25 protein-coding genes are annotated in these 25,410 nt (G+C 54.0%); 16 read left to right on the forward strand and 9 right to left on the reverse strand.

All coding sequences use genetic code 11. From position 1 onward, the window contains the following. Positions 1-71: 71 nt before the first annotated feature. From I5192_RS18390 to I5192_RS18400, 3 genes are all read right to left on the reverse strand, one after another. Complete coding sequence (locus I5192_RS18390; RefSeq protein ID WP_170683980.1) at positions 72-1,403, reverse strand: MFS transporter; 1,332 nt, start codon at positions 1,401-1,403, stop codon at positions 72-74. A 121-nt stretch (positions 1,404-1,524) separates the two neighbouring features. Then, on the reverse strand, positions 1,525-2,199 hold the full coding sequence (locus I5192_RS18395) for a CorA family divalent cation transporter (RefSeq protein WP_170683982.1): 675 nt from the start codon (positions 2,197-2,199) through the stop codon (positions 1,525-1,527). A gap of 660 nt (positions 2,200-2,859) precedes the next feature. After that, on the reverse strand, positions 2,860-3,711 hold the full coding sequence (locus I5192_RS18400; RefSeq protein ID WP_170797092.1) for a LysR family transcriptional regulator: 852 nt from the start codon (positions 3,709-3,711) through the stop codon (positions 2,860-2,862). Between the two features lie 257 nt (positions 3,712-3,968). Here I5192_RS18400 and I5192_RS18405 point away from each other — a divergent pair, with 257 nt between their 5' ends. The 4 genes from I5192_RS18405 to I5192_RS18420 all read left to right on the forward strand — a co-directional run bounded on the left by I5192_RS18405 (position 3,969) and on the right by I5192_RS18420 (position 5,803). Then, positions 3,969-4,217: a hypothetical protein gene (locus I5192_RS18405; RefSeq protein ID WP_223118380.1), complete on the forward strand. Its 249-nt coding sequence runs from the start codon at positions 3,969-3,971 to the stop codon at positions 4,215-4,217. A gap of 18 nt (positions 4,218-4,235) precedes the next feature. Next, entirely contained in the window at positions 4,236-4,601 is a 366-nt protein-coding gene (locus I5192_RS18410; RefSeq protein WP_170683990.1) for a hypothetical protein, read from the forward strand. Between the two features lie 242 nt (positions 4,602-4,843). Continuing rightward, entirely contained in the window at positions 4,844-5,293 is a 450-nt protein-coding gene (locus tag I5192_RS18415) for a cyclic nucleotide-binding/CBS domain-containing protein (RefSeq protein ID WP_170683992.1), read from the forward strand. Positions 5,294-5,314: 21 nt separating this feature from the next. Then, a complete protein-coding gene (locus I5192_RS18420) occupies positions 5,315-5,803 on the forward strand; it encodes an NUDIX hydrolase (protein WP_170683994.1) in 489 nt (162 codons plus the stop codon). 390 nt (positions 5,804-6,193) lie between these two features. Here the strand turns inward: I5192_RS18420 and I5192_RS18425 are convergent, their stop codons facing one another. After that, positions 6,194-6,871: an ankyrin repeat domain-containing protein gene (locus tag I5192_RS18425; RefSeq protein WP_223118381.1), complete on the reverse strand. Its 678-nt coding sequence runs from the start codon at positions 6,869-6,871 to the stop codon at positions 6,194-6,196. A gap of 54 nt (positions 6,872-6,925) precedes the next feature. Here I5192_RS18425 and I5192_RS18430 point away from each other — a divergent pair, with 54 nt between their 5' ends. From I5192_RS18430 to I5192_RS18465, 8 genes are all read left to right on the forward strand, one after another. Next, positions 6,926-7,270, forward strand: coding sequence for a WGR domain-containing protein (locus I5192_RS18430; RefSeq protein WP_370644469.1), 345 nt, complete (start codon positions 6,926-6,928; stop codon positions 7,268-7,270). 525 nt (positions 7,271-7,795) lie between these two features. After that, the gene (locus I5192_RS22570; RefSeq protein ID WP_255612181.1) at positions 7,796-8,200 is read left to right on the forward strand and encodes a DUF3768 domain-containing protein; all 405 of its coding nucleotides are present in this window, start codon (positions 7,796-7,798) and stop codon (positions 8,198-8,200) included. A 221-nt stretch (positions 8,201-8,421) separates the two neighbouring features. Next, positions 8,422-10,287 (forward strand): ParB/RepB/Spo0J family partition protein, encoded by a 1,866-nt coding sequence (locus tag I5192_RS18440; protein ID WP_223118383.1) that lies wholly within the window; start codon positions 8,422-8,424, stop codon positions 10,285-10,287. Between the two features lie 177 nt (positions 10,288-10,464). Then, positions 10,465-11,001, forward strand: coding sequence for a hypothetical protein (locus I5192_RS18445; RefSeq protein ID WP_223118384.1), 537 nt, complete (start codon positions 10,465-10,467; stop codon positions 10,999-11,001). A gap of 667 nt (positions 11,002-11,668) precedes the next feature. Next, a complete protein-coding gene (locus tag I5192_RS18450; protein WP_223118385.1) occupies positions 11,669-11,869 on the forward strand; it encodes a hypothetical protein in 201 nt (66 codons plus the stop codon). A 477-nt stretch (positions 11,870-12,346) separates the two neighbouring features. Then, positions 12,347-12,772 (forward strand): hypothetical protein, encoded by a 426-nt coding sequence (locus I5192_RS18455; protein ID WP_223118386.1) that lies wholly within the window; start codon positions 12,347-12,349, stop codon positions 12,770-12,772. After that, positions 12,769-14,604, forward strand: coding sequence for a relaxase/mobilization nuclease domain-containing protein (locus tag I5192_RS18460; RefSeq protein ID WP_223118387.1), 1,836 nt, complete (start codon positions 12,769-12,771; stop codon positions 14,602-14,604). Before I5192_RS18455 ends, I5192_RS18460 begins: the two co-directional genes overlap by 4 nt. 87 nt (positions 14,605-14,691) lie before the next feature. Beyond that, entirely contained in the window at positions 14,692-15,729 is a 1,038-nt protein-coding gene (locus I5192_RS18465; protein WP_223118388.1) for a hypothetical protein, read from the forward strand. A gap of 308 nt (positions 15,730-16,037) precedes the next feature. On the opposite strand, the gene I5192_RS18470 is transcribed toward I5192_RS18465, so the two are convergent. Continuing rightward, positions 16,038-16,331, reverse strand: coding sequence for an antibiotic biosynthesis monooxygenase (locus I5192_RS18470; protein WP_223118389.1), 294 nt, complete (start codon positions 16,329-16,331; stop codon positions 16,038-16,040). A gap of 396 nt (positions 16,332-16,727) precedes the next feature. Between I5192_RS18470 and I5192_RS18475 the strand changes: the two genes are divergently transcribed. Together I5192_RS18475 and I5192_RS18480 are read left to right on the forward strand one after the other, a co-directional pair. Then, positions 16,728-18,443, forward strand: a complete 1,716-nt coding sequence (locus I5192_RS18475; RefSeq protein ID WP_255612182.1) for an adenylate/guanylate cyclase domain-containing protein — start codon at positions 16,728-16,730, stop codon at positions 18,441-18,443. A gap of 176 nt (positions 18,444-18,619) precedes the next feature. Beyond that, positions 18,620-19,354 carry a methyltransferase domain-containing protein gene (locus I5192_RS18480; RefSeq protein ID WP_223118390.1) on the forward strand — a complete coding sequence of 245 codons (735 nt, stop codon included), beginning with the start codon at positions 18,620-18,622 and terminating at the stop codon, positions 19,352-19,354. A 108-nt stretch (positions 19,355-19,462) separates the two neighbouring features. Here I5192_RS18480 and I5192_RS18485 read toward each other — a convergent pair whose 3' ends face one another. After that, positions 19,463-20,182: a methyltransferase domain-containing protein gene (locus I5192_RS18485; RefSeq protein ID WP_255612183.1), complete on the reverse strand. Its 720-nt coding sequence runs from the start codon at positions 20,180-20,182 to the stop codon at positions 19,463-19,465. A 281-nt stretch (positions 20,183-20,463) separates the two neighbouring features. Beyond that, the gene (locus I5192_RS18490) at positions 20,464-21,036 is read right to left on the reverse strand and encodes a carboxymuconolactone decarboxylase family protein (protein ID WP_223118392.1); all 573 of its coding nucleotides are present in this window, start codon (positions 21,034-21,036) and stop codon (positions 20,464-20,466) included. 251 nt (positions 21,037-21,287) lie between these two features. Between I5192_RS18490 and I5192_RS18495 the strand changes: the two genes are divergently transcribed. Next, on the forward strand, positions 21,288-22,940 hold the full coding sequence (locus tag I5192_RS18495) for a hypothetical protein (protein ID WP_223118393.1): 1,653 nt from the start codon (positions 21,288-21,290) through the stop codon (positions 22,938-22,940). 387 nt (positions 22,941-23,327) lie between these two features. On the opposite strand, the gene I5192_RS18500 is transcribed toward I5192_RS18495, so the two are convergent. Further along, positions 23,328-23,909 (reverse strand): GNAT family N-acetyltransferase, encoded by a 582-nt coding sequence (locus tag I5192_RS18500; RefSeq protein WP_170684023.1) that lies wholly within the window; start codon positions 23,907-23,909, stop codon positions 23,328-23,330. 19 nt (positions 23,910-23,928) lie between these two features. Beyond that, positions 23,929-24,414: a GNAT family N-acetyltransferase gene (locus tag I5192_RS18505; protein ID WP_170819382.1), complete on the reverse strand. Its 486-nt coding sequence runs from the start codon at positions 24,412-24,414 to the stop codon at positions 23,929-23,931. Positions 24,415-24,637: 223 nt separating this feature from the next. Between I5192_RS18505 and I5192_RS18510 the strand changes: the two genes are divergently transcribed. Beyond that, the gene (locus tag I5192_RS18510) at positions 24,638-25,324 is read left to right on the forward strand and encodes an SDR family NAD(P)-dependent oxidoreductase (RefSeq protein ID WP_255612189.1); all 687 of its coding nucleotides are present in this window, start codon (positions 24,638-24,640) and stop codon (positions 25,322-25,324) included. Positions 25,325-25,410: the final 86 nt, after the last annotated feature.

The raw sequence follows: 25,410 nt of genomic DNA on the forward strand, positions 1-25,410 counted from the left end.
GGTGATGTTCAATTCTCACTCTCGCGCCGGTAGTTGACCAGCCTAGCGCGCCGCGAACACATTGGAGAAGATTAGGAAGGGCTGTCTTCAGAATTAGTTCTTGGCGCCACACTATCTTTCACATCGGGATGGGTGCCCAGCTCGCTCTCAGCTTCAGAAAGCGAAATTGCTTCATCTTCACCGACAGCAAGGACGGCAGTTTCAGGCGTAACCACCCTTGCAGGAGCGCTGACGCGAAATGCGGTCTTCTCACTTTCAGGTACGGCTGACTTGGCCATAATCCGCCAGACCGTAAACACGATCATCAGGCAATGCGCTGCCACAGTTGTCATGAATAGGCCCTGTGGCCCTAATCCAGTCATTGCTACACCTGCTATCAGCGGCCCGGCAATCGATCCCAGCCCGTAGACCATCAGCAACCCGCCTGAAACCTGAATCGAGGTGCCCGGCGGTGCATGGTCGTTCGCATGCGCAACGATGATTGGATACATCGCAAAAATTGCAGCGCCAAACATCCCAACCAAAGCAAGGTTCATGACGCGAGACTCCGGCGCAAGAAGGACGAAAGCCAGATCCGAAGCGAGAGCCACAACCGCTGTAAACAGCAAGACTTTACGCCGGTCCATTCGATCACTTGCAAATCCAATTGGGACTTGTGCAAAAGCTCCGGCCAAAACCGGAATACTCGCGAACAAAGCTATTGCAGTAAGTGATAGCCCAACGCGATCCGCGTACACCGCAGCTAGGGTCCCAAATGCTGCATTTGAAATGCCAACAAGAAAGACCGCGGCGACCGCAACTGGTGAGTTTCGCCACAACGCCGGTAGATCGAGACGCACAGATGTCAGGGGTGCTGGCGATGCCGAGGTTGACAGGGCAGTTGGTATAAGCGCCAAACAATACACCATCGCGCCTACGGCAAAGAAGATGAAACCCGTTGCATCTCCCAGTGAGATAGCCATCTGACCGGCTGTCACCGCACCCAGGTTAACCATCGTGTAGACGCCAAAGACTGTACCACGCGTATTGGGTTCAACCTTATCGTTGAGCCATGACTCGACGATCATTGCCGCGCCTGCAAAACAAAATCCTGAAACTGCGCGCGACGGTATCCACGCCCACGTTTCTACTACCACAGCCTGGAAAAGGATCGTTACGGCGGCGAGGGCACACATTACGCCGAAGGTTCGAATATGTCCTACTGCCCCAACAAGCCTTGGTGCAACAAGGCATCCTGCTACATAGCCAACTGCCCACCCCGTTCCTAAAAGGCCCAGAGAGCTGGCGGAAAAACCTTCGAAAGAGCCACGAACGGGAAGTATCAGACCGTGGACACCACCTGCGAACAGAAGAAGCCCTGATCCAAGAAGCAGCGCTGATATCGGTAAGAGCTGTCGGAACATCGGTTCCAGCCTAATGTCAAACTGGGAAATGAGAAGCTATTTTGCTTGCAAACGCGTTTTGGCGAAGGTGATCAAGGCTTTCTGTGCAGCAGCTTGATCAATCATTGGCAACCTACTTTTGCTACAACCACTTTGAGAGTTTGAACACGACGTAAAGTGTAATTCCGATGGCAGCCGAAGCCAGTGTCAGCGCCCAAAACGCAAAGGGAGCACTCAAGCCGGGCATGCCAGCAATATTCACGCCAAATAGACCAGTCAGAAATCCAAGTGGCAGAAAGATTGCTGCCACGACAGACAATAGATAGCCGTTTCGAGCAAGCGCATTCGCGTGTTCGGCGTCCATCTGCTCCTGAAGGGCTGTCAAGCGATCACGGCTTGCATCCAGTTCCTCAAGTGTACGGCGAGTGCGGTTCGCGGTTTCATTGACCAATACAGATGCGTCGCTGTGAACTACGCCACTTCTCAATGAGGATAGAGCATCGAGTGCATCGCGTTGCGGACTGATATAGCGCCGAAGTTTGATCACCGTTTGCCGCAATCGCGCGATGCGCTCTGGTTTGATTTCATTTCCTGTAAGCCCGATCTCTTCGAGAGAGTCTGTCTCGTCTTCAAGTTCAAGCGAGACAGCCTCAATCCGCTTTGTTAGCCCGGCAGCAAGTTCTGCCAAAAATGCACCGACACTTTCCGGCCCCGTACCGCTTTCGGCTTTTAGGCGAAGACTGTCTGCTACCCAGACTTTGCGCACACGGGCAGATACGATAGTTCTTTCTGTGGCCCAGAGCCTTAGAGAATCCATATACCGCAGCCTACCATCCCCATAATCTGACCGCCAAACTCCTGTGGCCAGGCCGGAGGTGGCAAAAAAGCTTCGATCAGTTTGACGCTGACAGTGTGCAGGTTATCTACCCGCGACAACTGGCTTGAAGCCTGATGCCAGCCGCAACACACGATGCCTATTCTGAGTGGGCGACTTTCCTTTAGAGTAAAACTTTTCCGCGCTTGGGCCTGGGTTATTAGTCCCGATGATCCCGGCTTCGCCGTGCGGAAACGTGGCAAGGGTTATGCTGTCGCTGCGCATCTAAATGATTAGCTTGGTGGCAAGAAGGGCAAAGCGCAACGGCGATTTCAATACTCTCGCCGGTCTCATAGTCAAAACAATGTTCCTGTCCACAGAGTTCGAGAATCTCTCCGCGTTGGATCAGTTCCGATACCGTGGCGCCGCAGTGATCGCAGAACCCGCTTGCAAGAGCAGCCTTGAGTTCCGGCAATTCCACAGTTTTCTGAAAGTTGCAATTATGCTTACTCATATCCTTCTAAACCCCCACCCAACGTATGCAATCATATCCCGTTGAAGTCAGACTTCAAGCTTCGGCGATGAGATTAAGGGGGCTTGTGGTCTGGGTTCTGCCCTTCCTATGAGGCTGCGTTTTGCTTTCGGAAATAATCCAACTGGCATTCAACCAACGGAGTCTGCGAGACTACGTAGCTGTTGTGCGGCTTGGCCTGGCAAACCGCCTGTTTCGCTTTCATCGAATACTGCATAGGCCGCATATGCGAAGCGCGGCGCAGCCTCAATCAATGTAAGCCAGCCTTCCTCAAGCTCTGGCTTAATCACGCGCTTGGGAAAGTACCCGGCTGCAGGAACTGACTTTAGATATTGTAGACCCAAAGTTCCGATACCAAGCTGTAAACGCGGCGTGTCAAGCTCAGGAAAGTTCAACAAATGGTCTGCCCGGAATTCAGGGCCCCAATCTATCAGGACATAGTTTTCGCTATGAACAGTTGGAAGGGCCTGCGGGCCACTGGTGACAAGAACAAACTCATCTTCAAAGAGTTGTAACGCGGATAAGCTCGACACGCTTCGCGGCCGATACATGATTGCAAGGTCAAGTTTTCCTTCTTCAATCTCGTGCGTCAGTGTTTCGGAAGAAGCGGCTGATGCTCTGATCGCAACATCGGGCAGCGACGTCATTAGATCTGGCAATGCGTTTGTGAGATACCCGTCCCAAAGGCTTGGAGCCGCGCCTATTTCCAACGCTGCGGCCATGGAGGCGGGGAGACCAGCGTCCAGCTTGGCCTGTGTCCAGGTGCGAACCAATACCTGGGCGTGTTTCAGGAAATGCCGCCCTGCAGGTGTCAGGGTCGCTCCGGATTTTCCGCGTTCGAACACAGCTTGTCCAAGTTGATGTTCAAGCGTTCGGATGCGCATGCTCACTGTCGATTGAGTGACGTGAACTTTGTTCGCAGCATCGAAGAAGGTACCCGTTTCAACCACCGCGAGGAAAGTTCGAGCAAGTTCAATGTCCATGGGTCACCTATTCGAATTTCCGATACTATCGGCGAGAAAAATTCGTTATTCAACACGATACCTTTGTGCCATATTCTCCGAGTAGCGCGAAAGTGCCCCCACCAGATCGGAACGCCAATCAACAATTTTCGTTTGTAGTGGAGATCTCGATCTGAGGAACCGTTGCAATCTGACCCCTGTGGATTTGCCACCAACACCGGAGCGCTGCACCAACCCCACAATGGGCAAGAAGCCCATTTTCTCATGGAGAAAACAAAATGAGTCGAGTTTCTATTGTTGCTCTTCTCTCTTCGCTGTTTGCTGTTCCGGCATTCGCCATGCCCACTGATCTTGACATGGACGGTGATGGCCTGGCGTCGCTGGCAGAGCTTCAGACCAAGTATCCTGAAGTCTCGGATGATCTCTTCCTGGAGATCGACGCAAATTCCGATGGTTTCATCAATGAAGCCGAATTACTGGCTGCCGTTGATGCAGAGCTTCTCCCTAGTCCTGCAGGGGATCAGTAAGCAAAGGTCGTCACGGTTATGAGGAAGCCCATCCCACCCCATAGATGGCTGCTTGCCGCGATGGGTATCTGGTTGGCTCTGTCCCCATTTGTTTTGTTCCGTGAAGAAATTCTGTTGCAGGGCATGGCTGAACTCGAATCTCTCGCCTTCATGGCCGTTGGCATTGGTGTTCTAGTCATGTCCGGCGCTGACGGCCGGAGTCACCTTCTCGCACGGGTGGCTCCGGTATCGGCACTGGGGATTGCGCTAATCGCCGCTCCTACGGCGCTGAACTTCACGGGCCACATTGTGGCAATGGCCAACGCATGGCTAACGGGATCAGCGCTTATCGCGCTCGCCGTATGGGAGGTAATGGCGAGCCGCGGATTGCGTGCAATCTCGTAAACTGGCGCGGGGCAGGCAACTGCCCCGCGACTTCGGCCTGTGGATCGGTTGGTTGAAATTCTCTTCCTATGTCAAACATTGGCACAGCACTATGTTGGCAGGCGTCCACGTTAAACTGCACTATCTCACTACTATGGCGTCGCTTTTGTTTTCATCCGACTGATTGATGTAACACGAAGTTTTACCTTTTCACTAGCTCGGGCACTTCGGTTGGCCGAGCGCGCGTTAATGAGGAACAACGAATGACGATCTCAAGCATTGTCGAAGCACAGGATCTGAAAAGACGCCCGTTCTGCGACGCTGACACAACCGTATTCGATGCAGCGGTCGCGATTGCACTTTTGGAAGTGAATGCCCTCGCCGTACTTAAAGATGAGAAGTTGGTCGGGATTATCACGGACCACGACGTGCTGCTATGCCTCGCAGATTCAGGGTCCTCCTTTTACGAGCAAACCGTGGATGACTGGATGACAGAGAAACCAATCACATGTGCAACTGGCTCGAAGCTTTCAACTGCTCTCAATCTGATGGCCAAGCACGACATCCGGAACTTGGTCGTCACCCAACGCGGCGAGCCGTATTCCGTCGTGAGCAGCAAAGAGATACTGGCACGGATTCATGAGGAAGATGAATTGGAACTGAAAGTGTTGCGCGACAAAGCGCGCAGTACACAAGATCGATCTGTCGTTTGAGGCGTAAAGGCAATTGCGAAAATGAGCAAAGCCAGAACGGCCGCCCAAACGAAAGGTAAGCAATTTGCGCAGGCTGCGGCGCTTCCCTTTCGGCTGCCCAAGAATTCAAAGCCCAAAGTTCTTTTGGTGACATCCAGAGACACTGGACGCTGGGTTCCACCTAAGGGCTGGTTGATCAAGGGAAAGAAGCCCTGGTCAACGGCCAAAATAGAGGCGCGGGAAGAAGCTGGTGCCATCGGTGCCATCTCCAAGACGCCGCTTGGAACCTATGATTATCAGAAGCTTCTGGAGGACGGCACGACCGTTGATTGTCGCGTCACGCTCTACCCTATGTTTGTTCGAAAACTCCACAAACAATGGGACGAGAAACACGAACGCAAACGACGCTGGTTTTCCCCAAAACGTGCCGCCCGGCGAGTTGATGAACCTGAGCTCAGTCAAATGATCCTGATGCTCTACAAGCCAGACGATTGGATTTGCGAAATGGTGCAGAAACAAGGGCGTAGTTAGAAGTTTTCCGTCCCGTAAGGCTGTGCGGTTCCGGCAATTTGTCGTTTTTCGATCCGTTTCAATCAGCAACCTTGTTAATGTTCTGAGTGTTATCCGTTGCGGTCGGATTTGTATCAACTGAAGACGTGCCGATAGCCACATCTGTGCGCATACGAAGATTGCGTCGGGGGTAGGGAACTTCAATACCGCTGGATTTGAAATTGTTTCACACCCGCAGCATGACCTCGCTTTCCACATTTCTGATCTTGTCCATTGTGCCGTTACCCGTGAGATGTGTTCAACTCTGTCACCGCTCCACTAAGAGAAGAACTTGATTTGAGGTTGGTCTCATCCAAGCTGCCATCGGCACCTGTGAGGTGGAACGCTCCGCTTCAGCCTGCTGGACTGGTCTCAGTCATCTTTTCTTAGCCGTTCTGCCATCTCAGAAAATCCTCGTAATTCGGCGTGTTCGAGTGGTGTAGTTCCGTTTCGATCGGCAAGCGATCGGTCAGCACCCGCTGCCAACAGTGCATCCAGAACTGCAAGATGATCCGGGCCGCCGTCGCCAAGCACAACGGCTTCGATAACTGCTGTCCAGTGCAGGTTGTTCACATGGTCCAGAGGCGCGCCAGCAGCGATTAGCCGCCTGACAATCTCAACATGACCGAGATGCGCGGCCGCAATCAGAGCCGTTCCTTCATAAGGGCTGGTCGTTAGGCCTGGATCGTTGCCCAATTCGATTGCGAGTGTCATCAATTCTGGATCATTTGCAACGGCCGCTATCGTGACCACGTCGTAGGCCTGACCCTCAAGTGCGTTCATGTCGGCGCCAGCCTCAGCCAGTATACTCAATGCCTCGTCCTCTGAAGCAAACGCGGCCACATGGGCTGGTGTGCGGTCCCGCGAGTCCCGCGCGTTGACGTTTGCCCCTGCCGCAACGAGTTGCCGGATCATTTCTTCGTTGCCGGTGTGAGCGGCTGCGAAGAAACCGTCGTATTGCGCGACCTCATCAACCGAAGGCGGTGTCTGCGCCGTGCCTGCGCTGGCGACGGGACCCATCACGAAGGCAAATAGCAGAAAACGAAACATGGCCGATCCTATTACTTACATATTGGTCAGCTATTGTAGTAGCGGATGCATTCGATGTCATTTTCCATTCAGGATCAGAATCCTTTCCCGGGAATTGATTTCGCAATGTCATTGGACAGACGGGCTGAGTTTGCCGACAATCGCGTCATGGAACTGACGGCAACCACACCTGTCCATCTGATCCATGTGGACCCGGACGTCAACATGGCACGGTTCTATGGGATTGAACTGCAGCCGACGCTGTTCGGGGAAGTGTGCGTTCTTCGGACCTGGGGACGCATTGGCACGAACGGACAATCCATGATGGTGACGTTTGATAACGAAGCCCAGGCTAGTGAAGCGCTCCAAAAACTCGAAAACCAAAAGCGCCGTCGAGGGTATGTCCCGGTCGGTGAGTGACTTCGGGTTGCAATTTGTTTCCGTAGCAAATCCCGAGCCTGTCGTCTCGTGACCGGGCTCTAGGTTTCAGCCGACATATCGGCTTCCACCCAGAACACCCCAGCATGATCTCCCTGAGCCAATAGCCCCTGACCCGTCTCATGCGAGCCGGGGTAGGGGCTGTGGGTCATGGTCGGTTCATGCCGTGGTGATCTGCCCGTCCGGGTGTCGATCCCTTTTGCGCTCTCGCAGGATCGAATATCCTTTGGCTTTTTTTGTTGGTCAGGCGGGATTTGGACAAGCCAAACGCCGCCCGACGTCAGGGGGAAGGCGCGGCCTCCCCCCTCGGACAAGACAAATAGACAAGACCGTGTCCTCGCGCGCGGCGCTGCGGGCCGCACCACTCTTGTCGATTTGTCCTGTCTCGCCCCTCTCCGCGTTCGCCACGGGGCAGGTTTTAGAGACGACGCCCTTTCAGGGCTCGGCTCAAAACCAGCACCAAAGGGGATCAGCCCCGGAGGTCGCACCACAAAAGGAGAGACGGTTTTGGACAGTGAAGCAACAAATGACATCGAAAATGACACCAGCCTTCAGGCGGTCGAGATCGCGACTCAGAATGACCTGTTTCGGAAAGCCCTGATCGACCCAAATGCAGCGAATGAATTGCACTCGAAGGACATTCAGGGGCAGGTGTTTGTCACACCCGGTGTGTCCGGCGAAGGGATGGAGTTTCAGACTGCGGCTTTGGTTGCAGTGGCGTCGGATGATCAGTTTGACGAAGGCAATGACCCTTATGGCGATCACACTTTCGGAACAGTGACGGTCAGCGGCCAGAAGCTGTTCTGGAAGATCGATCTTTACGACACGGATTACAGATACGGGTCCGACCGCCCGTTTGATCCCGCAGTGACGCGCCGTGTCCTGACCATCATGTGCCCCAGCGAATACTGATTTCCACCGCAGCTCGGAAAGGGGGTGATCACAATAAGTCAGGAAACCTTGCAGCAACGACGGCGCGAAGCCGTTGAGCTGGTCAAGAAGGGAGGTCTCTCCGCCAAGATCGGCCTCGCCTTCTTGAAACAACACGCAGCCGCTTAAGCGGCCCCGCTCTACCCCGGAAGGGGTAGGGCACCCTTAACACAAAGCGAAACACTCAAACAAGGATTTGCCCCATGAGCAAAGTTGAAACCTTCACCGCACCGGAAGTCATCGAAACCATTGCCCTGTCCGATCTCTACCTGTCGGATCTGAACCCACGTCAGGACGTTACCGAGGCGGGCATCGCACTGCTGGCCGATAGTCTGGTCATGTGCGGCCTGATCCAGAACCTCAGCGGCCTGCGCGATGCGGATGGCAAAGTCGCCATTGTTGCCGGTGGTCGCCGCTTGCGGGCATTGAACATCGCCGTGACCGAGCGCGCCGATCTGGCACAGGTTCCGGTTAAGGTCACCGACAACCCGTTTGTAGCCGAGCAATGGGCCAATGCGGAAAACACCGCCCGCGAAGAACTGGACCCGGTGGACGAGGTCCGTGCCTATGGCAAGTTGGCGGAGAAATCCCTGTCTGTTGCAAAGATCAGCAACGCCTTTGGCGTCACCGAGGCGCATGTGCGCCGCCGCCTCGCACTGGCCGGTCTGCCCACCGCCGTACTGGATGCGCTCAAAGCCGGTGAGATCAGCATGGGTCTGGCCAAGGCCATGACCGTCAGCACCGAGGAAGAGAAAATTCTGGAGGTGCTGGAACAGGCCAAGGAGTGCCGGTGGTTCAGTGAGCATGATGTCAAACAGGCCCTGACGTCGGAGGCTGTCAGCAGCACCAACCGCAAGGCCGTGTTTGTCGGGCAGGGTGCTTATGTTGAGGCGGGTGGCACCGTCACCGCTGATCTCTTTGCCGATGAGACCCTGTTCAATCAAGGCGCGTTACTGGATCACCTGTTTGCCGAGAAGCTGGCAGCAGAAGCAGAGAAGCTGCGTGAAGTGGAAGGCTGGGACTGGGTGGACACCCATGATGAAAGCTACACCCCCTATGGGTTTTCGGGAAGCGAAGGCATGCACCGTCTGGAGATGGTGAGCCGGGAGTTCACCGAAGAACAGGCCGAGCGGTATGACGAGCTTGCTGAACTCTATGAGGCTGAGGCTCTGGACGCCGATGGCGAAAAGGAACTAGCCGCGCTCGAAGACTATGCCGCGCCGTCTTATTCCGACACGCAGCGCAAACTGTCCGGCGTGTTTGTCTATGTCGGCAACAGTGGCGAGATCAAAACATCATCGGCCTATGTCGCGGCAGAACATGTGCAGGCCGCCATTGAGGCTGGTGTTCTGGCAACGATCAAGGAGCCCGAAATTAAGGAGACACCAAAACCGGCCTATTCACAGAAGTTCATCGACGACATGGTAGCGATCCGGTTGGCGGCGGTTCAAACAGCCCTGCTGGACAAGCCTGATTATGTGCTGAGCCTGTTTGCCTTCTCCAGCACCCCGGCCTCGGGTCTGACCAGCACCCTGTTTGGGTTTGGCTATGGTGGCGCTGAGCGGAACACGCCTCAGAGCGACGACCAGTTCATCCTCGACCTACGTCTTGGCGGAGAACGGGATGAGGCGGCGGAGGCAGCTTATGACCGGTTACAGGAGATGGCCGCACAAGGCAGCGTCGAGGCGTTCACAGCGTTTCGCGATCTGGGCAAGAAGACCCGCAACGGTGAGATCACAGCCTTTCTGGCGCGGCGGTTTCTGACTCAACGCCCGGAGTTCATGGCGGAGATCGAGGCTGAGATTGGTGCTGACATGCGTACGATCTGGACCCCGTCGGCAGAGAACTGCTTCAAGCGCCTGAAAGGCTGGCAACTGGATGATCTCTACAAGAACTTGCTGGACCTGCATGTTGACACTGACATGTTCAGAGCCTTCGCGAAATCCAAGAAAGGCGCAAAGAACGAGGCGCTGCACAAGCTGTTCAACGACAACGCGCATCAGGCGGCATTGGGCGTGACCGAGGCGCAGAAAGCCCGGATCGATGCGTGGGTGCCGGATTGCTTCTGAACCTAAAAGGGCAGGGCGCTTTGCGCCCTGCCTATCAATCTCTGGCTGTGTCAGCCTCAATGGCAAAAACTCAAAGTGGCATTGCGTAATTACCCCGTCGCGCATAGCTATCAGGGGCCAGTCACCCGGCTCATTCTCAAAAGCGATCACTTGACCCAAACGGATTTGGAAAGACCCATGGACACCTCATCGAACAAGCTCGAGAAAGCCGCCCGCCGCGTTTGGAAATCCGCGCAGATGTTTGTCGGGTTTCATACGGATCAGAAAGGCAAGCCGCGCGAACAGCCAAAGCTCTGGCCGCCAAAAAACGGGAGCGCATCGATCCACAATGATCCCAACGCGCAAGAAGCGATTGTTGTGGTGAAAGCCGCTGATCCTGAGGCCGCGCAAGACGTGCAGATCAAGCTGCATCCAAACCGTATCGTTGTGCGCCGAGACGCGGATATGTGGTGGCAGGGTGTGGCCGCGGATGAGAATTCCGTGACGGTCCGCATGGCTGACAACACGATCATCGAAATCCGCCATGACGGGTCGGTGAAACGGCGCTCGACGGAAGATGAAACCCATGTTGAAGCCGATGGCAGCATCTTCAAGTTCACGGAATTTGCCGAGGCACATATGACGGGCGACGGTGTGGAAATGACACGGCGCACCGAGGATCGCATTGCCACGATCACAGCCGACGGTGTTGTCGATCGCGCGCGCAAGCGTTAGCCTGCACTCAATACCTCGAGACTTTCCTTCGGTTAAACTTGTGGCCCGCTTCGGTGGGCCTCTTTCTTGGAGCGGCATCGCATGGCCTTTTTCCATGCGCGGGTCCTGCCGTCAGGGGCGCGGGTCGTGGTTATGTCACCGCGATAGCCACCCCGCCAAATTGAGCCCGGCTGATCACCTGCTCCGCACATGCGCGGACCAGGGCCGGACCGTCCAGTCTTTGGCCTCCGCCAATTGGAAAGCGCGACTTGCACCGCCAGCGATCCTTCATTCTTTGCCACGAAGGTCATTCCGCTTCTGAAAGGCCACAACTACTCGGTAGTAGGCATGCGCCTTTGATGGATCGGGGTGATGTTGCCGCCACATAGAGTATCGCTTTGTTCAGATGACCCGTGCGCAGCGATCCCAGAAAGTCTTGCCTGTTCACTTGGCCTGACAGTTTCAAACCCATTGCCGGAGATGATCCTCGGCTGCGGTGTTTCTGAAGGGATGAACATAAGCGGGCAGTCGGGGAAGGCGCGCGGTGCCCGGTCCGGGCACCGCGCTTCAACAAGGAATTTCCCCTGCGCCTGCGGCGCATTCCGCGCGGATCAAATTCCCTGCTGACGTCCCCTTGTTGCCCGCTTTTCTCATGTTCATCGAAACACGCCAAAGCGAGGATCAAACAATGGCAACTCAAACTTTGAAACTGAACGTCAAGACCGGTGAAAAAGAAGGCAAGAATTTCTGGGATCGCTGCGGGGTTCTCTTCGTAAGCACCGATGAGGCTGGCAACATCACCTCGATCCAGGTCAAGCACAACATGTTCCCCGGCGTCGAGATGGTGGCCTTCCCAAAGCGGAACGATGACGAGCCCGTCACCGAATGACGAAAGGGCAGGGCGGCGTAAGCCGCCCTTTCCCGTGCTCCGGCCGAAGAGCCGGACGACATACGCGCCACCCGTGGCGCGCGGCCCAACGGCCGGGCAGGCGCACCGTCCGGCCGCAACGCGGCAGTTCGCACCCCTGCCACACCCGCCGCGCAAGCGGCGGGAAACAGAGCGCGCTGAGGCGCGCGAAAAATGCCATACTGAACTTGAACGTGCCGGTATGTGACGGGCGCTGTTCAGGCAGCCCACGCTTTGCGTGATTGCCCTGCGCCAGTCCACCGGCACCCACGCCTGCTGGCTGGAAAAGGGGCGGGACCCTTTTCCCGGCGCGGAAATTGCCTCCAAGAGCAAAACTGTTCCGAGGGCAATTTGAGAAAATACAAATTTCTAAAATCACCCCGGTTTCCTCTTGGAGAGTATGACAGGATAAGGTAGTTGTGTTACAAATCGAAAATACAACTAAAGATTGATTGCGATTTGGCCGAGAGCAAAACTTCTGACACCACCGTCTTTTCCGTACGTTTGCCAGTGGATGCGCTGGAGCGTCTTGAGGCGGCTGTGACCGTGCTGGGAGCCAAAAGCCGCAACCAGATCATCCAACGACTGATCTATCGCCTGATCGGTTATCTCGATCCTGACCCAGTTGTTGTGGATCTCTGGCAGAAGCACTTGCGGCAGGTTCAGGGTGGATACACCAACCTCAACCAGCTCGCGAAATCGGCCAAGCGCGGCACTGTGATCTGGACGGACGACGACCGCCGCGACGTCGAACATCTCCATCGCGCGATCATCCAGCACCGGCAAGACTTGAAAGCGATGATAACAGCGGCCCGCCGAAACCGAGAACCAGAATCCGCCATTCGCCGGATCTTGCGCGACGACAATTGGAGGCCTGAAGAGTGACCGCTGCGGCTCACGATATGACAGCAGGCGACTTCCTGGAGCTTGCCTTCCGCGAGGCTCAGAAAGGTGTCGATCGTTCTAAGCAGATCACTCAGCAGCTGCAGACCGCCAAGCGCATGAAGTTCATGATCTCGCGGGCCTCATCCATCAAGGCTCGGCTAGGTGCTGTGGTTGGAAAGCCTGAGGCGGTTGTGAAACACGTCCGCAAAGGTGGGGTGAAAAACGCGCATGAGTTGCGCCGCCAGATCAATTATCTGACCGTCAGGGCAGAGGGTGTGTTGGACATTCGAGACAATGGCGTGACACCGCTCGATGCGGATCAGGTCAGTGATTTGATCGAGACTTGGGCCGAGGATTTCAACGGGAAAACCAACTACGGTTACACCCGTCACATGATCGTTTCTTTTCCCGAAGGCACCTATCCGGACGCCGCTCATGAGGCCGGTTTAGAGTTCGCAGATCGCCTGTTTGGCAGCGGTGAATTTGGCGATACCTGGGACTACCTGACAGTGTTCCATAACGACACTGAAAACCCCCACGTCCACATCGTTGTGAACAACCGAGGCGTCGAACATGGGCAGTGGTTGGCTATGGGTATGAGCAGCGAAATGAACATCGACGTCCAGCGCTCTATCCAGGTCGAGGTTGCTGAGGAATACGGAATTGAGCTGACCGCAACGACCCGCCTTGAGCGCGGATTGCGGCAGGAAGTTGAGACGGACACGTGGAAAGTTCAGGCCGGAATGTCGGTTGTTGAAAGCACTCCGGAAGTCGAAGTTTCGGCCCGCGACATGGCCGCCGATGTGATGACTCTCTCCATCGCAAGAATGTCGGATCTGTTTGATGAGCGCGCCAACGCCGTCAAAGACCGGATCGAAGAGTTTGCCATCAAGCTCGTTGAAGGAGAGGAACCTATGGTATCGAGAATGGAACATCTACTGGATCAGGCCCATCATTTTGATGACTATGGCGAGCCGGGAGACCCGTCTTATGTGTCGCCCGAAGTCATGAGCAACTTGCGGCGACACATCGAATTAGGCGGTTCTGAGGAAACAATCGCGCCCGAGCTGAAGGCTCAGGTTGTTGCCCATATCAGCAACGTTCGGGACAACGAACTGAGCCATCCGTATCTGTCTGCCCTTGCTGATATTATCGATAACAAGGAGTTCCAGGCGTCCGCAGATTATGCCCCGGCAGCACGCCGCTACGAGGTCTATATGCAGGACACCTTGGGCGAGGGGGCCTATGAGGACTTCCAGACTCAGACGAAAGAACTGCTGCAATCCATCGACAAGATGGAAGGGCTGGCCCGTGAGGTCGACGACCCAAATCTGCGTGTCGCTATGGACATTCAGATTGGCGAGCTGAAGGGCTACGTTGCGGATCTGCGCACCAACGATCCGGACCGTCAAGCCTTCATCATCGAGGACCGCCGCTATTCAACGATGATGGGAATGGGCACCGCCGAAATGGATGTCTTGGACTATCCAGAGGCTGACAAGTGGGCGGCGATCCGCAAGGAAGTCACCGACAGGGCCAGCAGCTACGGCCTTGATGGCGAGGCGTTCGTTGCCCGCTTTGGCGATCATCAGAACGTCACTTTGGGCACAACAATGGGATGGCGCATCGACGACATTTCGACCGCCGCAGCCCACTTCCAGGCTCAAGGATTGTCGGACGGCCACGACCGAGCAGAAGCCGTTGTTGACGAGCTGCACCAGCTTGCGTCTTCCAAGATCATCGCAATCTCAGAAGAACTTTCAGACGTTCACGCCCGCGCAATGCACCCGCTCTTGCAGGGGCGGGGCGACGATGACGGACACAGCCTATAAGGAGTTCACCCGGTCTGCCTGATGAGCGCGCCAACGCCGTAGGTAGATCCATCACAGAGTTTTCCATCAACTCGCAAAGGAAAAACTATGGTTTCGCGTACAGACTATCTTTTGAACGAAGTCGAACACTTCGCACCCTATTCCAAATTTGATCAATCCGCCCCGCGTGAAGATCGCGTTTCAGAGCAGATCGACATCATCAAGAAAGAGCAGCAAGCGATGGGCTATGATCGTGCCGCCATCGCTTCAAACAGCTTCGACATCGAGGACCAGGCCAACCGCCGTGTTGACGAACATACGGCGCAACAAGATCTGGTCGGAGAACTGAAAATCGAATTGGAGGCTGGGGAGCGGTCAGGGGAGCCGGTTGATCTGAACGATATGCAGGCTTTGGTTTCTCAGCACATGAACGATGCTCAGGAATACGATCTCTATCACCCCTACTATTCGTCTCTTGCGGATCTGTCCGGCGACAAAGGTTTTCAGGATTCCGACGACTACCAGTCGCCCGGTGATCGCTATGTTCAGTATATGCAATCTGCTCTGGGGCAGGCCGGTTTCGAGAACTACGAACAGCAGACCAAGGACATTGTGAACTCCATCGAGAACATGGAGGCTCTTGCACGAGAGGTCGAAGATCCGCATCTGCGTGCTGCAATGGACGTGCAGATCGGAGAGCTGAAGGGCGATGTTGCCGAGCTACGCCCATACGACACCGACCTGCAGGCGTACACTGTTGCTGACGACAGTTACACCACATCCATGAATGCGGCCGAGATGGACAACCTGGACCCGTCCGAGGCCGAAAAATGGCTGGCAGTGCGTGACGACATAGTTGCAACCGCCAACAGCTTCGGACTCGATGGAAACATGTTCCTGGCCCGCTACAACGATCATGACAGCGTTTCAGTCGGCACCACGGCGACTTGGAAAGGCGCGGACATTTCCAACGCCGTCGCCCACTTTAACAGCCAAGGTGTTCCGGACAGCTACGAGCGCGCCGAGGCCGTTGTCGGTGAGCTGCACCAAGTTTCATCCAGCAAGATTGCTGCCGTGGTGCAAGAGATTGCCCATACCCGCGAACAGGCCACCCACGTCCATGACGATGATGGGCACAGTCTTTAACCACGTGAGCAGCCCTTTATGACGGGTCCAACGTGATTGTTAGTGCATGATCGGCCTGTGTTCCATCGGGATGATGGAATTGAATCAATAAAGCGAATTGCGCCATGCGCGGTTGTCGAAGACCTAACTTGATCGGACAAAGACTAAGCTTCGGCTGAGCAACATGCTCGCCGAAGCACTGTACTGGTGGTGAAGAATTGCATTATCATATAAACAGTCGGAGATTCTGATACTGGTGTCATTCAGATGGCTTTCTAATCACCCGGTCATAACAAAGGCGTTCGGACCTCTGATATCTTCGAGTGTCATTATTCTACCAGATCATAGTGTTTTATCGTCCTGGATTGGACCAATTCAGCCTCTGCCGGATCGATGTGTGGGTTGTTGTAGTCCTCGCCTACAAACGCCTTAAGCGCATCTAAGCTTTCCCAAACCATTACGAAACTGAACTCTCTGGGTGAGTCGGCTCTTGCGGCACCAGGGAGCACCTGCACGATACCTTTTGTACCTTTCATCAATGGGATCGCCGTTTTATAAAAAAATCGTCCAAACTCTTCCTCTTTACCTGGTTGGGTCACTACTTGAAAAATTCGCATGATCATTCATCCATCCTCCTTAATAAACGGCTCTTGGATGTATGACTGCCTCTTTTCCCAAGATTATTACACGTTTTGGCACATACTCAGTTTCAGCTCAGAGACCGTGCAGAGTTATATTACCAAGCTCGTCTAAGTTCTGACGTGCCTTGGTCGTCCAAAAAGTCGTTTTAGGCGCATTAGTAAACCTGACATGTGTAAGACATGCAGCGTAGGTCTGTTTGCGCCATTTTTGACCTTCACTGCGGTCTGGATGCTTGGCTGGTCTAACCCTGAAACACTGCTCCAAAATCAGGTTTCGTAGTTTTCAGATGCTGAGACAACCATGGACTGAAAGATGAGCGAATTACCCAAAAAGCATGCTGCCTTTTCCACGCAAGGAATTTTGCGTTACCAATAGACATGAACGGAGATCGCAGACTTTCCGCAGTGCTCTCGGCCGATGTAGTCAACTACTCAGGCCAGATGAAGGCCGACGAAAATAGGACTCTCAGCGAACTTCGAGTTCTACGCCGAGAGTTATTTGATCCCTTGGTTAGTGATCATCGCGGAAATATCGTGAAGAGGATGGGTGATGGATGGATAGTCGAGTTTAACTCGGTGTCTGACGCGGTGAGATGTGCCCTTGATCTTCAAAGCCAGGTGTCAACTCAGTCCTCACTGAAACTGCGAGTAGGCGTTCATCTTGGAGATGTCGTATTCGACGAAGATGACATTTTCGGCGATGGCATCAATCTATCCGCACGGTTACAAGAGGCTTCCAGCGAAGGGGCTGTGCTAATTTCAGATGTCGTCCATCGCAGCCTTGACGAGCGCCTCGCCGAGCAATTTCAGCGCGCTGGGGAGCGGCAGTTCAAGAATGCGCCATCACCAATAGAAGTTTTCCAATGGTCGCCACCAGGTTCTGCCCCACCAAGAGTGACACCAGCCAGCCATGCGACGTCTCGGCTCATCGGCGTCCTGCCCTTTGACAATCTCTCTTCTGATGCCGATCAGGAGTTTTTTGCCGATGGGATTACCGAAGAGATCATTACCACTCTGTCAAAACTCCCAAACTTACTGGTCGTCGCGCGGAACTCTACATTCGTCTACAAGGGTCGCTCCGTTGACGTGAAACAGGTCGGTCTGGAACAGGGTGTCGATCTTGTTCTTGAGGGAAGTGTCCGTCAAAGCGGGAACCGGGTGAGGATCACAGCACAGCTGATAGACGCAAAATCCGGAATGCACATTTGGGCAGACCGCTATGATCGCCTAATTGAAGATGTCTTCGAGGTTCAGGATGAAATCGCTCTTAGAATAGCAACCGAGCTACAAGTCGAACTACTGGCGGGTGAAATGGCCCGTTTCAGAGGCTCTGGGACTACAAACCTGAGTGCTTGGACTGCTCAGTTACAAGCCGTAGAGGCATCGCGCAAAATAACAAAGGAAGCACAGGCCGACGCTCGTCGATTTGCACAACAGGCTATTGCGCTCGATCCGGGTTACTCGGCTCCTCATTGTACTTTGGGGTTCATTTGCACTGTCGAAGCAAGACATGGTTTTGTTGCTGACCGGCGTGCCGCGCTAGCAGAGGCTCGTGACTGCGCACAGCGGGCTCTGGAAATAGACATCTACAACCCGGAGGCTCACGCTATTGCCGGTTTTGCTGATGCAATCGATGGCAAGCTGGTTTCGGCTATCGAGAAGTTCAACGAGGCACTAGCGCTAAATCCAAACCACGCTGATGTGGCAGCCAGATTGTCACTCACATTGGGGTTCAATGGGCAGGCAAAGGAAGCCATCCGCGTCGCACAACAGGCCATTACCCTCAACCCACACTATCCAGGTTGGTACGCTGGCGTTCTGGGTTTTGCCCTTCGGCTCGACGGTCAATACCAAGAAGCCAAGAAGGCATTCACCGAGTATGGTCAAAAGGTTGAAGGCTTCGGACACCTCGACCTTGTAATCGTCCATGTAGAGACGGAAAACCTTGATGCCGCTCGCGATGAAGCAGGGAATGTGATGAAGTTCCGTCCTCAGTTTTCGATATCGGAGTGGGCGAAAACTCAACTTTTTTCTGATCGAGAAAGACTGGAGAAAGACTGCGCATCGTTGCGTTTGGCCGGTTTACCCGAATGAACTCAACGTTTCACTGCGGGAGCTTTGTTTTTTGGTAGAAACCGCTCTTTGTTCAGGTGATGCTAGGATTTTTAGTCGAGAATACTGAGCGTTAATGGAGGGTGGTTGGGATGGCTGATCCGTTTCAAGATGTAGATGCTGCGGGTGCGGAGTTCATTTCCGCATTTGCCGACGCGATGGACGCGCGTCAGGCCGATCCCACAATGGAAAAGATTGTTTCAAACTATCTGGCCAAACTTGAAATTGCCGAAGATAGCCTGACGGTTGAAGTCGGATGCGGCGCGGGAGCTGTTACGCGCCGTATTGCGAAGAAAACCAACCCCGCGCGCGTCATTGGTTTTGAGCCGTCGGTAGGCTTTGTGACCGAAGCAAGAGCGCGGGTTGGGGGCCACGACAATGTGGAGTTTGAGGTCGCAGGAGGAGCGTCGCTGCCCCTGGATGATGGCTCGGTTGATAATTTGATAATGCACACGGTGCTTACCCATGTGGAAGATCCTGCACCCCTTTTAGCCGAAGCAGCGCGCGTCCTACGTTCGGGAGGGTGTCTCGTGGTGTGTGACGCTGACTTTTCGAAAGCGTCACTAGGAAACATGCCAGACGATCCTCTGGACGCCTGCGCCAAGATATTTGTTAACGAGTTTGTCACCGACCGATTTGTTGTCGCCAAGCTGCGCGGCCTGGCCTCAAATGCGGGATTCACAGTTGAAGAGTTCAGTCTTCAAAGCAGAAGTATTCTGGACAATGACCAAATGCTCCCCTGGGTCGAAGAAACTGGCAAAGTGCTGATGAAACGCGGTGAAATTGGAGAGGATCTGCACAATGGATTGGTCGCTGAGTATCGCCGTCGTGCAAGAGAACGCACACTTTTTGGCTATCAGTTATTTGCAACACTGATTGCGAGGCGGCCTTAAACTCTTGGCATTCGAGTTGCGACGGTAGACAACAGCCAGCCACCAACTTTACTCCATAAGATGGTTTAGCGAACGCAGCCGAGGTCAAGTGGCAGTTTTGTAGTACGATCAACCCTTTTTGCGCACCACGACGATAAATTGGGTCATCGAAAAGAAGAAGCATCCAACTTTTGCAAGGCCGAACTGCTCGTCAAACCACGATTGCGCCACAGTGGGATCAACATGGTCATTTGCGACAGCGTATTGCTTGATAAGGTGCATCATCATGATTGCGAGGCCATCAGGCTTCAACTGATGATCTGTCATTGTGAACGACAAGACATCTTCCACTTGGTCGCCACGCGCTTTGATCAGTGCGGGCAGTCTTTCCGGGAGGGAACCACTCACAAAGTGCTGGTTCCAGGATGTCAGCATCTTTTGCATTCTGTCGGGCTCTTCGCTGAACCAAATCAAGCTGCCAAAGTGCAGATCGCTGATGACAAGCCGCCCGCCGGGTTTGACGCACCGCAGCGTGTCAGCCAATGCACCGTCTACGTCTTCGATGTACTCAAAGACCTGCACCGAGACGGCCTTGTCAGCACTCTCATCCTCAATGGGCAAGCTATTTGCGGCGCCCGCACGAAACTCCACGTTTGCGTAGTCACTGCACCGTTCTCTTGCGGCTGCCTTCATATCCTCGCTTGGGTCGATCCCGATGACATAGCCATCCGAGCCGACTGCGCGGGCCAACTCCGCTGTTAACATCCCGTTGCCACAACCGACATCCAAAATAGTCTCACCAGGAGCCGGGCACAGCGCATCAAATGAAGCCTGTCTTCGCCGCGTCAATTCAGCTCCTTGATAGGCGATTTCAAGTAATCTCGTTGTCTCCGCGTCAAACTTAAGCAACTCTCCCCCCTTACAAAGCCCGCAAGTCTCCAAACCTTATCAGAAAATGGGTTATCTACGAAAAGCAGGGCGGATCATTGAGGCTTGAACATGGATTTACCAAAATAACTGAAGGTGCCGACTGGTATCGACGAATTGGTTAACCTCGGAACGTAAGGGCGCTTCTGCCGCTTTATTGTCCCAGCTTTTCGCGGCGGCTCGAACTTTAGAACAACATCAATTCAAGGGATGTCGAGGCCGTTCTCTCGTCCGAAATCAGTGTAGAAGGTGTCGCTGCGGTATCGATTCAATGTGGCTTCGTCTGCTTGTCTGGGGTCGTTGCCAGGGCTTTGAACACCTGTTCCTTCTATGAAGCGGTTCACGAGATTAAAGACACCGCACACTTGGATAGCATCGAACAGCGCGCTCTCTGACCAGCCTGCCGCGTAGACCGCGTTTGCGTCGGCTTCTGTCATTCGGGATGGCGAGACGGTGAGCTTTTCAATGTATGCTAGTAACGGTTTGAGATGATCCTCGATGGGCGCCGTATCGCGGTCTTCCATCAGTGCGTCGATTGTCTCGACCTCAACGCCATAGGCTTTGGCGAAAACGATGTGTGCGCCATGGCAATAGGCACAAGCATTCAAGCCCGAGACATAGGCTGCAATCAATTCACGTTGGGCGACCGATAGGTCGCTCTCTCCCCTCATCACCAAGCTTTCGTACGCACAAAGCGGAGCAAGCTTGTCTGGAAAGGCTTGATAGACACTTCCAAGTGTTGCGTTCTCGGGCAGAGATGGAAACAGGCGTTTCATTCAATTCTCTTTCAGTCTTGCTTTGGATAACTTCGTCTCAAAGTGAGAAGCCAACGTTGTTTAGACAACCTTAAACCAAACCGGGGTCCGAAGGGAGATTCTGTTGGAATACTTCGAACGGCCGGTTTTCCTGACGACTTCCGTGTTGCTAACAAAGCCGACCTTCGCTGCATCGCTGTGATGATGTATCGAAGTCGAACTGTCCGCTTTCAAAAGATGACAATGCTTGAACGTTGTCTTAACCTCGCTTTATGAAAGCTCGCCTTGCTGTGATCTTGATGGCCGACCTGGTCGGCTATACGTCTGCGATGGAGGCGGATCAGTCGCACGCAATCGGACTGGTCCGCGAACTTCGGGATAAAATACTGGAACCAGAGGCGGTACAAAGAGGCGGCGAGATACTGAAGCGCTTGGGTGATGGATGGATAATTGCCTTTCCTTCAGTATCAGCGGCAATCGAAACCGCTCAGTTTGTGCAGTTGGCCTTGGTCGACCATGAGAAAATCAGGCTTAGGATGGCTGCGCATCTCGGGGAAATTGTTCAAGACGAGGCCGACATGTATGGTGCCGGTATAAACATCACCGCACGCCTGCAAACCGAGGCTCCACCCGGTGGTGTAATGATCTCCGAAGACCTTAAGCGGCAGTTGGACGAAAAGCTTTCAGCGGGCTTCAGCGATGCGGGTAGATTCGATTTAAAGAACCTTGCCAATCCTGTGAATGGGTTTCAATGGCGGCCCGCCACACAGCGTGAAATTGAACTCACCGAATTGCCTTCCATTGCAGTCGAGCCGGTCACAAGTGCTCCCGAAACGAGAGAGACGCTTGAGGTTTGCGCTGACCTGCAGGAGCAGTTGGTTCACAGTCTTTCTCGCCGCACTGGTGTGCGTGTAATTGCAACAGATTCAGCATCCGAGACCAAAGCAACTTACAGCCTGAGGTGCAGGTTGCGCTGCCGGGAGAGCCAAGCAAAGATATCGTCCAGCCTTACCCGATTGGGCGATGGACAGGTAACTTGGTCGCGCTTCTTAAACGGAGATTCTGAGGATTTGTTTGAATTAAGCGATCGGGCTGCAGAACAGCTGTCAGACGATTTACGTCTGCAGATCAATGCGTTTGACGGTGACCGGCTTAATAATATTCCAGACGATCAATTGAGCCCTAGTGAGTTGAGATCCCGAGCGGCAATGCTGTTTTACCGTGCCACCGTCGAGGACTATAATCATGCGGGTAAATTACTGGAGCGAGCGCTTGGACTTGATCCCGAGAACGGGTCCGGGCTTGCAATGTGGTGTGAAGCCAAACTCTACCCCCTAGAAGCATGCTATCGCGAGGCTGATCCCGATTTGCGTGTGCGGATCATTGAATCTTCGAACAAGGCCGTTCAAGCTGCGCCTCGCTCTGACTACTGCTGGTATACGCGGGCGCAGGTACGCGCGCGCCTCGCGGGTGATCTGAATGGCGCCCGGAAGGACATTGATAGGATTTTCCGACTCAATCCCAGCTACGTTTTGGGTATGGAGGCGAGTGGTTACACCGAAGTCATTGCCGGCAACTGGGTAGCTGCTCGGAATAGTTTAGCGAAGGCCGTGAGTCGTTCCAGCGAGGATCCGTTTCTTCCGTACCGGCTTTATCCACTTTCGATTGCCCACATGATGACGGGTGATAAGCAACTCGCTATCGACGCAATTTCAGACGCAACTGAAATGCGCCCCTACTGCAGACACTTCTGGTTAGTGAAGTCGTGGATACTTAGGAAGTCAGGAATACTCTCCAAAGCGGAAACTGCAGCAGAACGTGCGGAAGCGCTGTCAGAAAAGGCGGATATTCTCGCACAAAATCTTCATCTGCCTGACCACATCAGAGAGGCGATAGGGTTGCCAAGCAAACCAATCCAAGCATAGAGGCCTAAATGGGTTACGAGTGCTTAGGTTTGGAACCGAACTGCAGCTATGCATCTTGTTGTTGCCCTTTGATAGTCTAATGCAACTTAAACTAAGACCTGCCACCCACAGGAAGCCTCCAGCACAAAGATGCGTATTTAATCAGGGCAGGGGCACCAGATCTGACGTTAACGCGCTCCGCCGCATTCGGTTCTTTGGGCTAAAAAATTAGCCCTTCGCTGCAGTTTTCTACAGCGACCGTATTGCGGACTTTTGCCTACCTTCGTAGCCCTCCCACCAACGGCAGCTCTAGGGAGGCACAGTAAAAAGATTGCTTGTGAGAGCCAACGCCACGTGAGCCAAAAAGCGAGAGCGGTCTGTTCTGAGAAAGACCGATTGTTGACAGTGTCAAGACAGCGACTTCACGAGGAGAACCCAGTTTTCAGTTTCAGTGTCCCAGCCGTCTTTGACGCATGGGGCTTTGTCCAACTCAGAGTATCCTTTTCTCTCGTATAAACGTCTTGCTCCCACGTTTTCATCGGCGACAATAACACTCATTTTGTTGTACCCCGCGTCGCGGGCTATGTCGTCAGCGACATCAAGTAACTTCGATCCGAGTCCCTGACCACGGTTCTCTGGGTAGCAAGCCAGAACATTCACATACCAGCTGTCCAACGCTTTGTTTTCCAGTTCCTGCAAGGGACGGAACAAGGCTGGGAAGTCATCTCCAAATTCTTCTGGTTCTGATCCGATACCATAGCCTGTCAAGCCAGCAACCGCCCCGTTTCCAAAGTCAATTACGACCACTTGCCCCTCTCGTGCCTTTTCAGCCTGTCGCGCGCGACCGACGGCCCAAGGGTCCTCGCCATCTTGTGCCAGCCCGGTCCAGACATGGAGCGGCAGGCCTTCGCCTGCAAAGTTCACCAAGTCCGCAAGTGCATGAGCATCAGTTTCAACGGCCAATCGCAAGGGCTTTTCAAGTGGTATCACGTCTCGCACTCCAAAGAATTTAAAGCTTCATAGACATCTCATGCCAAGTCATTCCTCCATGGTCGGAAGTCGATGGCTGCAAATAGCTGTATCCAAATCGCTCATACAGTGGGACGTGATGCTCTTTGCAAATAAGGAAGATCGCCGATTTACCCACTTTTCCCATGCGGTCGACGAATTCAGTCATCAATGCCCGCGATAGGCCCCTTCCCTGATGGGCAGGATCAACGACGACAGACATAATGACGACATTCGGAGCGTCGGGATCATGCCCCACAAGCTCCTTAAATTCCTCATCAGACATTTCGACGTCATGGGAACATCCGCAATTGATAAAGCCAACGATCTCGCCTTGTTCTTCAAGAATGAGGAAACCATCGGGATATTCCTCAATCCTCTTGGATATCTTTTTGAGGGTCGCTGCTTCGTCGCCTTCATAGGCAGCAGTTTCGATCTCAAAGCATCGAGTTGCGTCGGAAGGTTTGGCGTTTCGGAACGTGCTCATGCACGTGACACTAAGCGCGTTGGGGCAAGTTGCATAGCCGCCATTGGTTGGGCGCACAGCATTTGGTGCTTTGGGCTCAATCCAGACCCAAGCTGCGGAATCCACGATTGACGGCTAAGCGGGACAGGGCTCTTGTTCGCTGCTCTATTTGAATTTCATGTGATACGATGACCACCTAGCAACTATAGCGAGGGAGTATTTTGACGTGGGTGGAAAAGTCTGTGTGATCATCGGCTTTGGGCCGGGCCTCGGGACCGCGTATGCCGAAGTATTCAAGAGAGCCGGGTATGACCTCGCGCTTCTAAGCAGGTCGGGCGCGGGTACAAGCGGAGACGGTGCGTCTGGTCCGGTTGTGAAGACCTTTGCCTGTGACGCTGGACACCCGGACAGTCTCAAGGCGGCATTGCAATCAGTCCAGAGCGAACTTGGCCAGATTGACGTTTCGATTTACAACGCTGACCTCGCTCAATTCGGCACGCTCGATGAAGTGTCGGAAACTCAATTCGAGCAAAGCTGGCGCGTAGGCGCATTAGGTCTATTTGCGACGGCCAAGCTTCTCGGGCCGCAAATGTCTGAGCGCGGTTCAGGCACAATTATTGTGTCAGGAGCCACTGCGGCACTTCGAGGCAACCTTTGGACAACGGCGTTTGCGCCATCCAAGTCCGCCCAGCGTGTCTTAGCGAACGCTCTCGCGAAACAACTAGGCCCGAAAGGCGTTCATGTGGCATACATTGTTATCGATGGCGTAATCGATACGGAGGACACTCGGACGAACTTCGCGCCAAACGAACCGGACGAGTTCTTTATCAATCCCGTGCATATTGCAGAAGCTGCGTTAATGCTCGCACACCAAGACAAATCGGCATGGACCTTCGAGCTCGACATTCGCCCGTTCGGAGAGAAGTGGTAGGACAGCTGATGGGTAATTTGCCGCTTCGCGGACATAACTGCCGTTAGAATTATTGTCGACAATAACAAACTGAACGAATGGTTTTG

It is taken from the genome of Ruegeria sp. SCSIO 43209 (genome assembly GCF_019904295.1).
Lineage (GTDB): Bacteria > Pseudomonadota > Alphaproteobacteria > Rhodobacterales > Rhodobacteraceae > Ruegeria.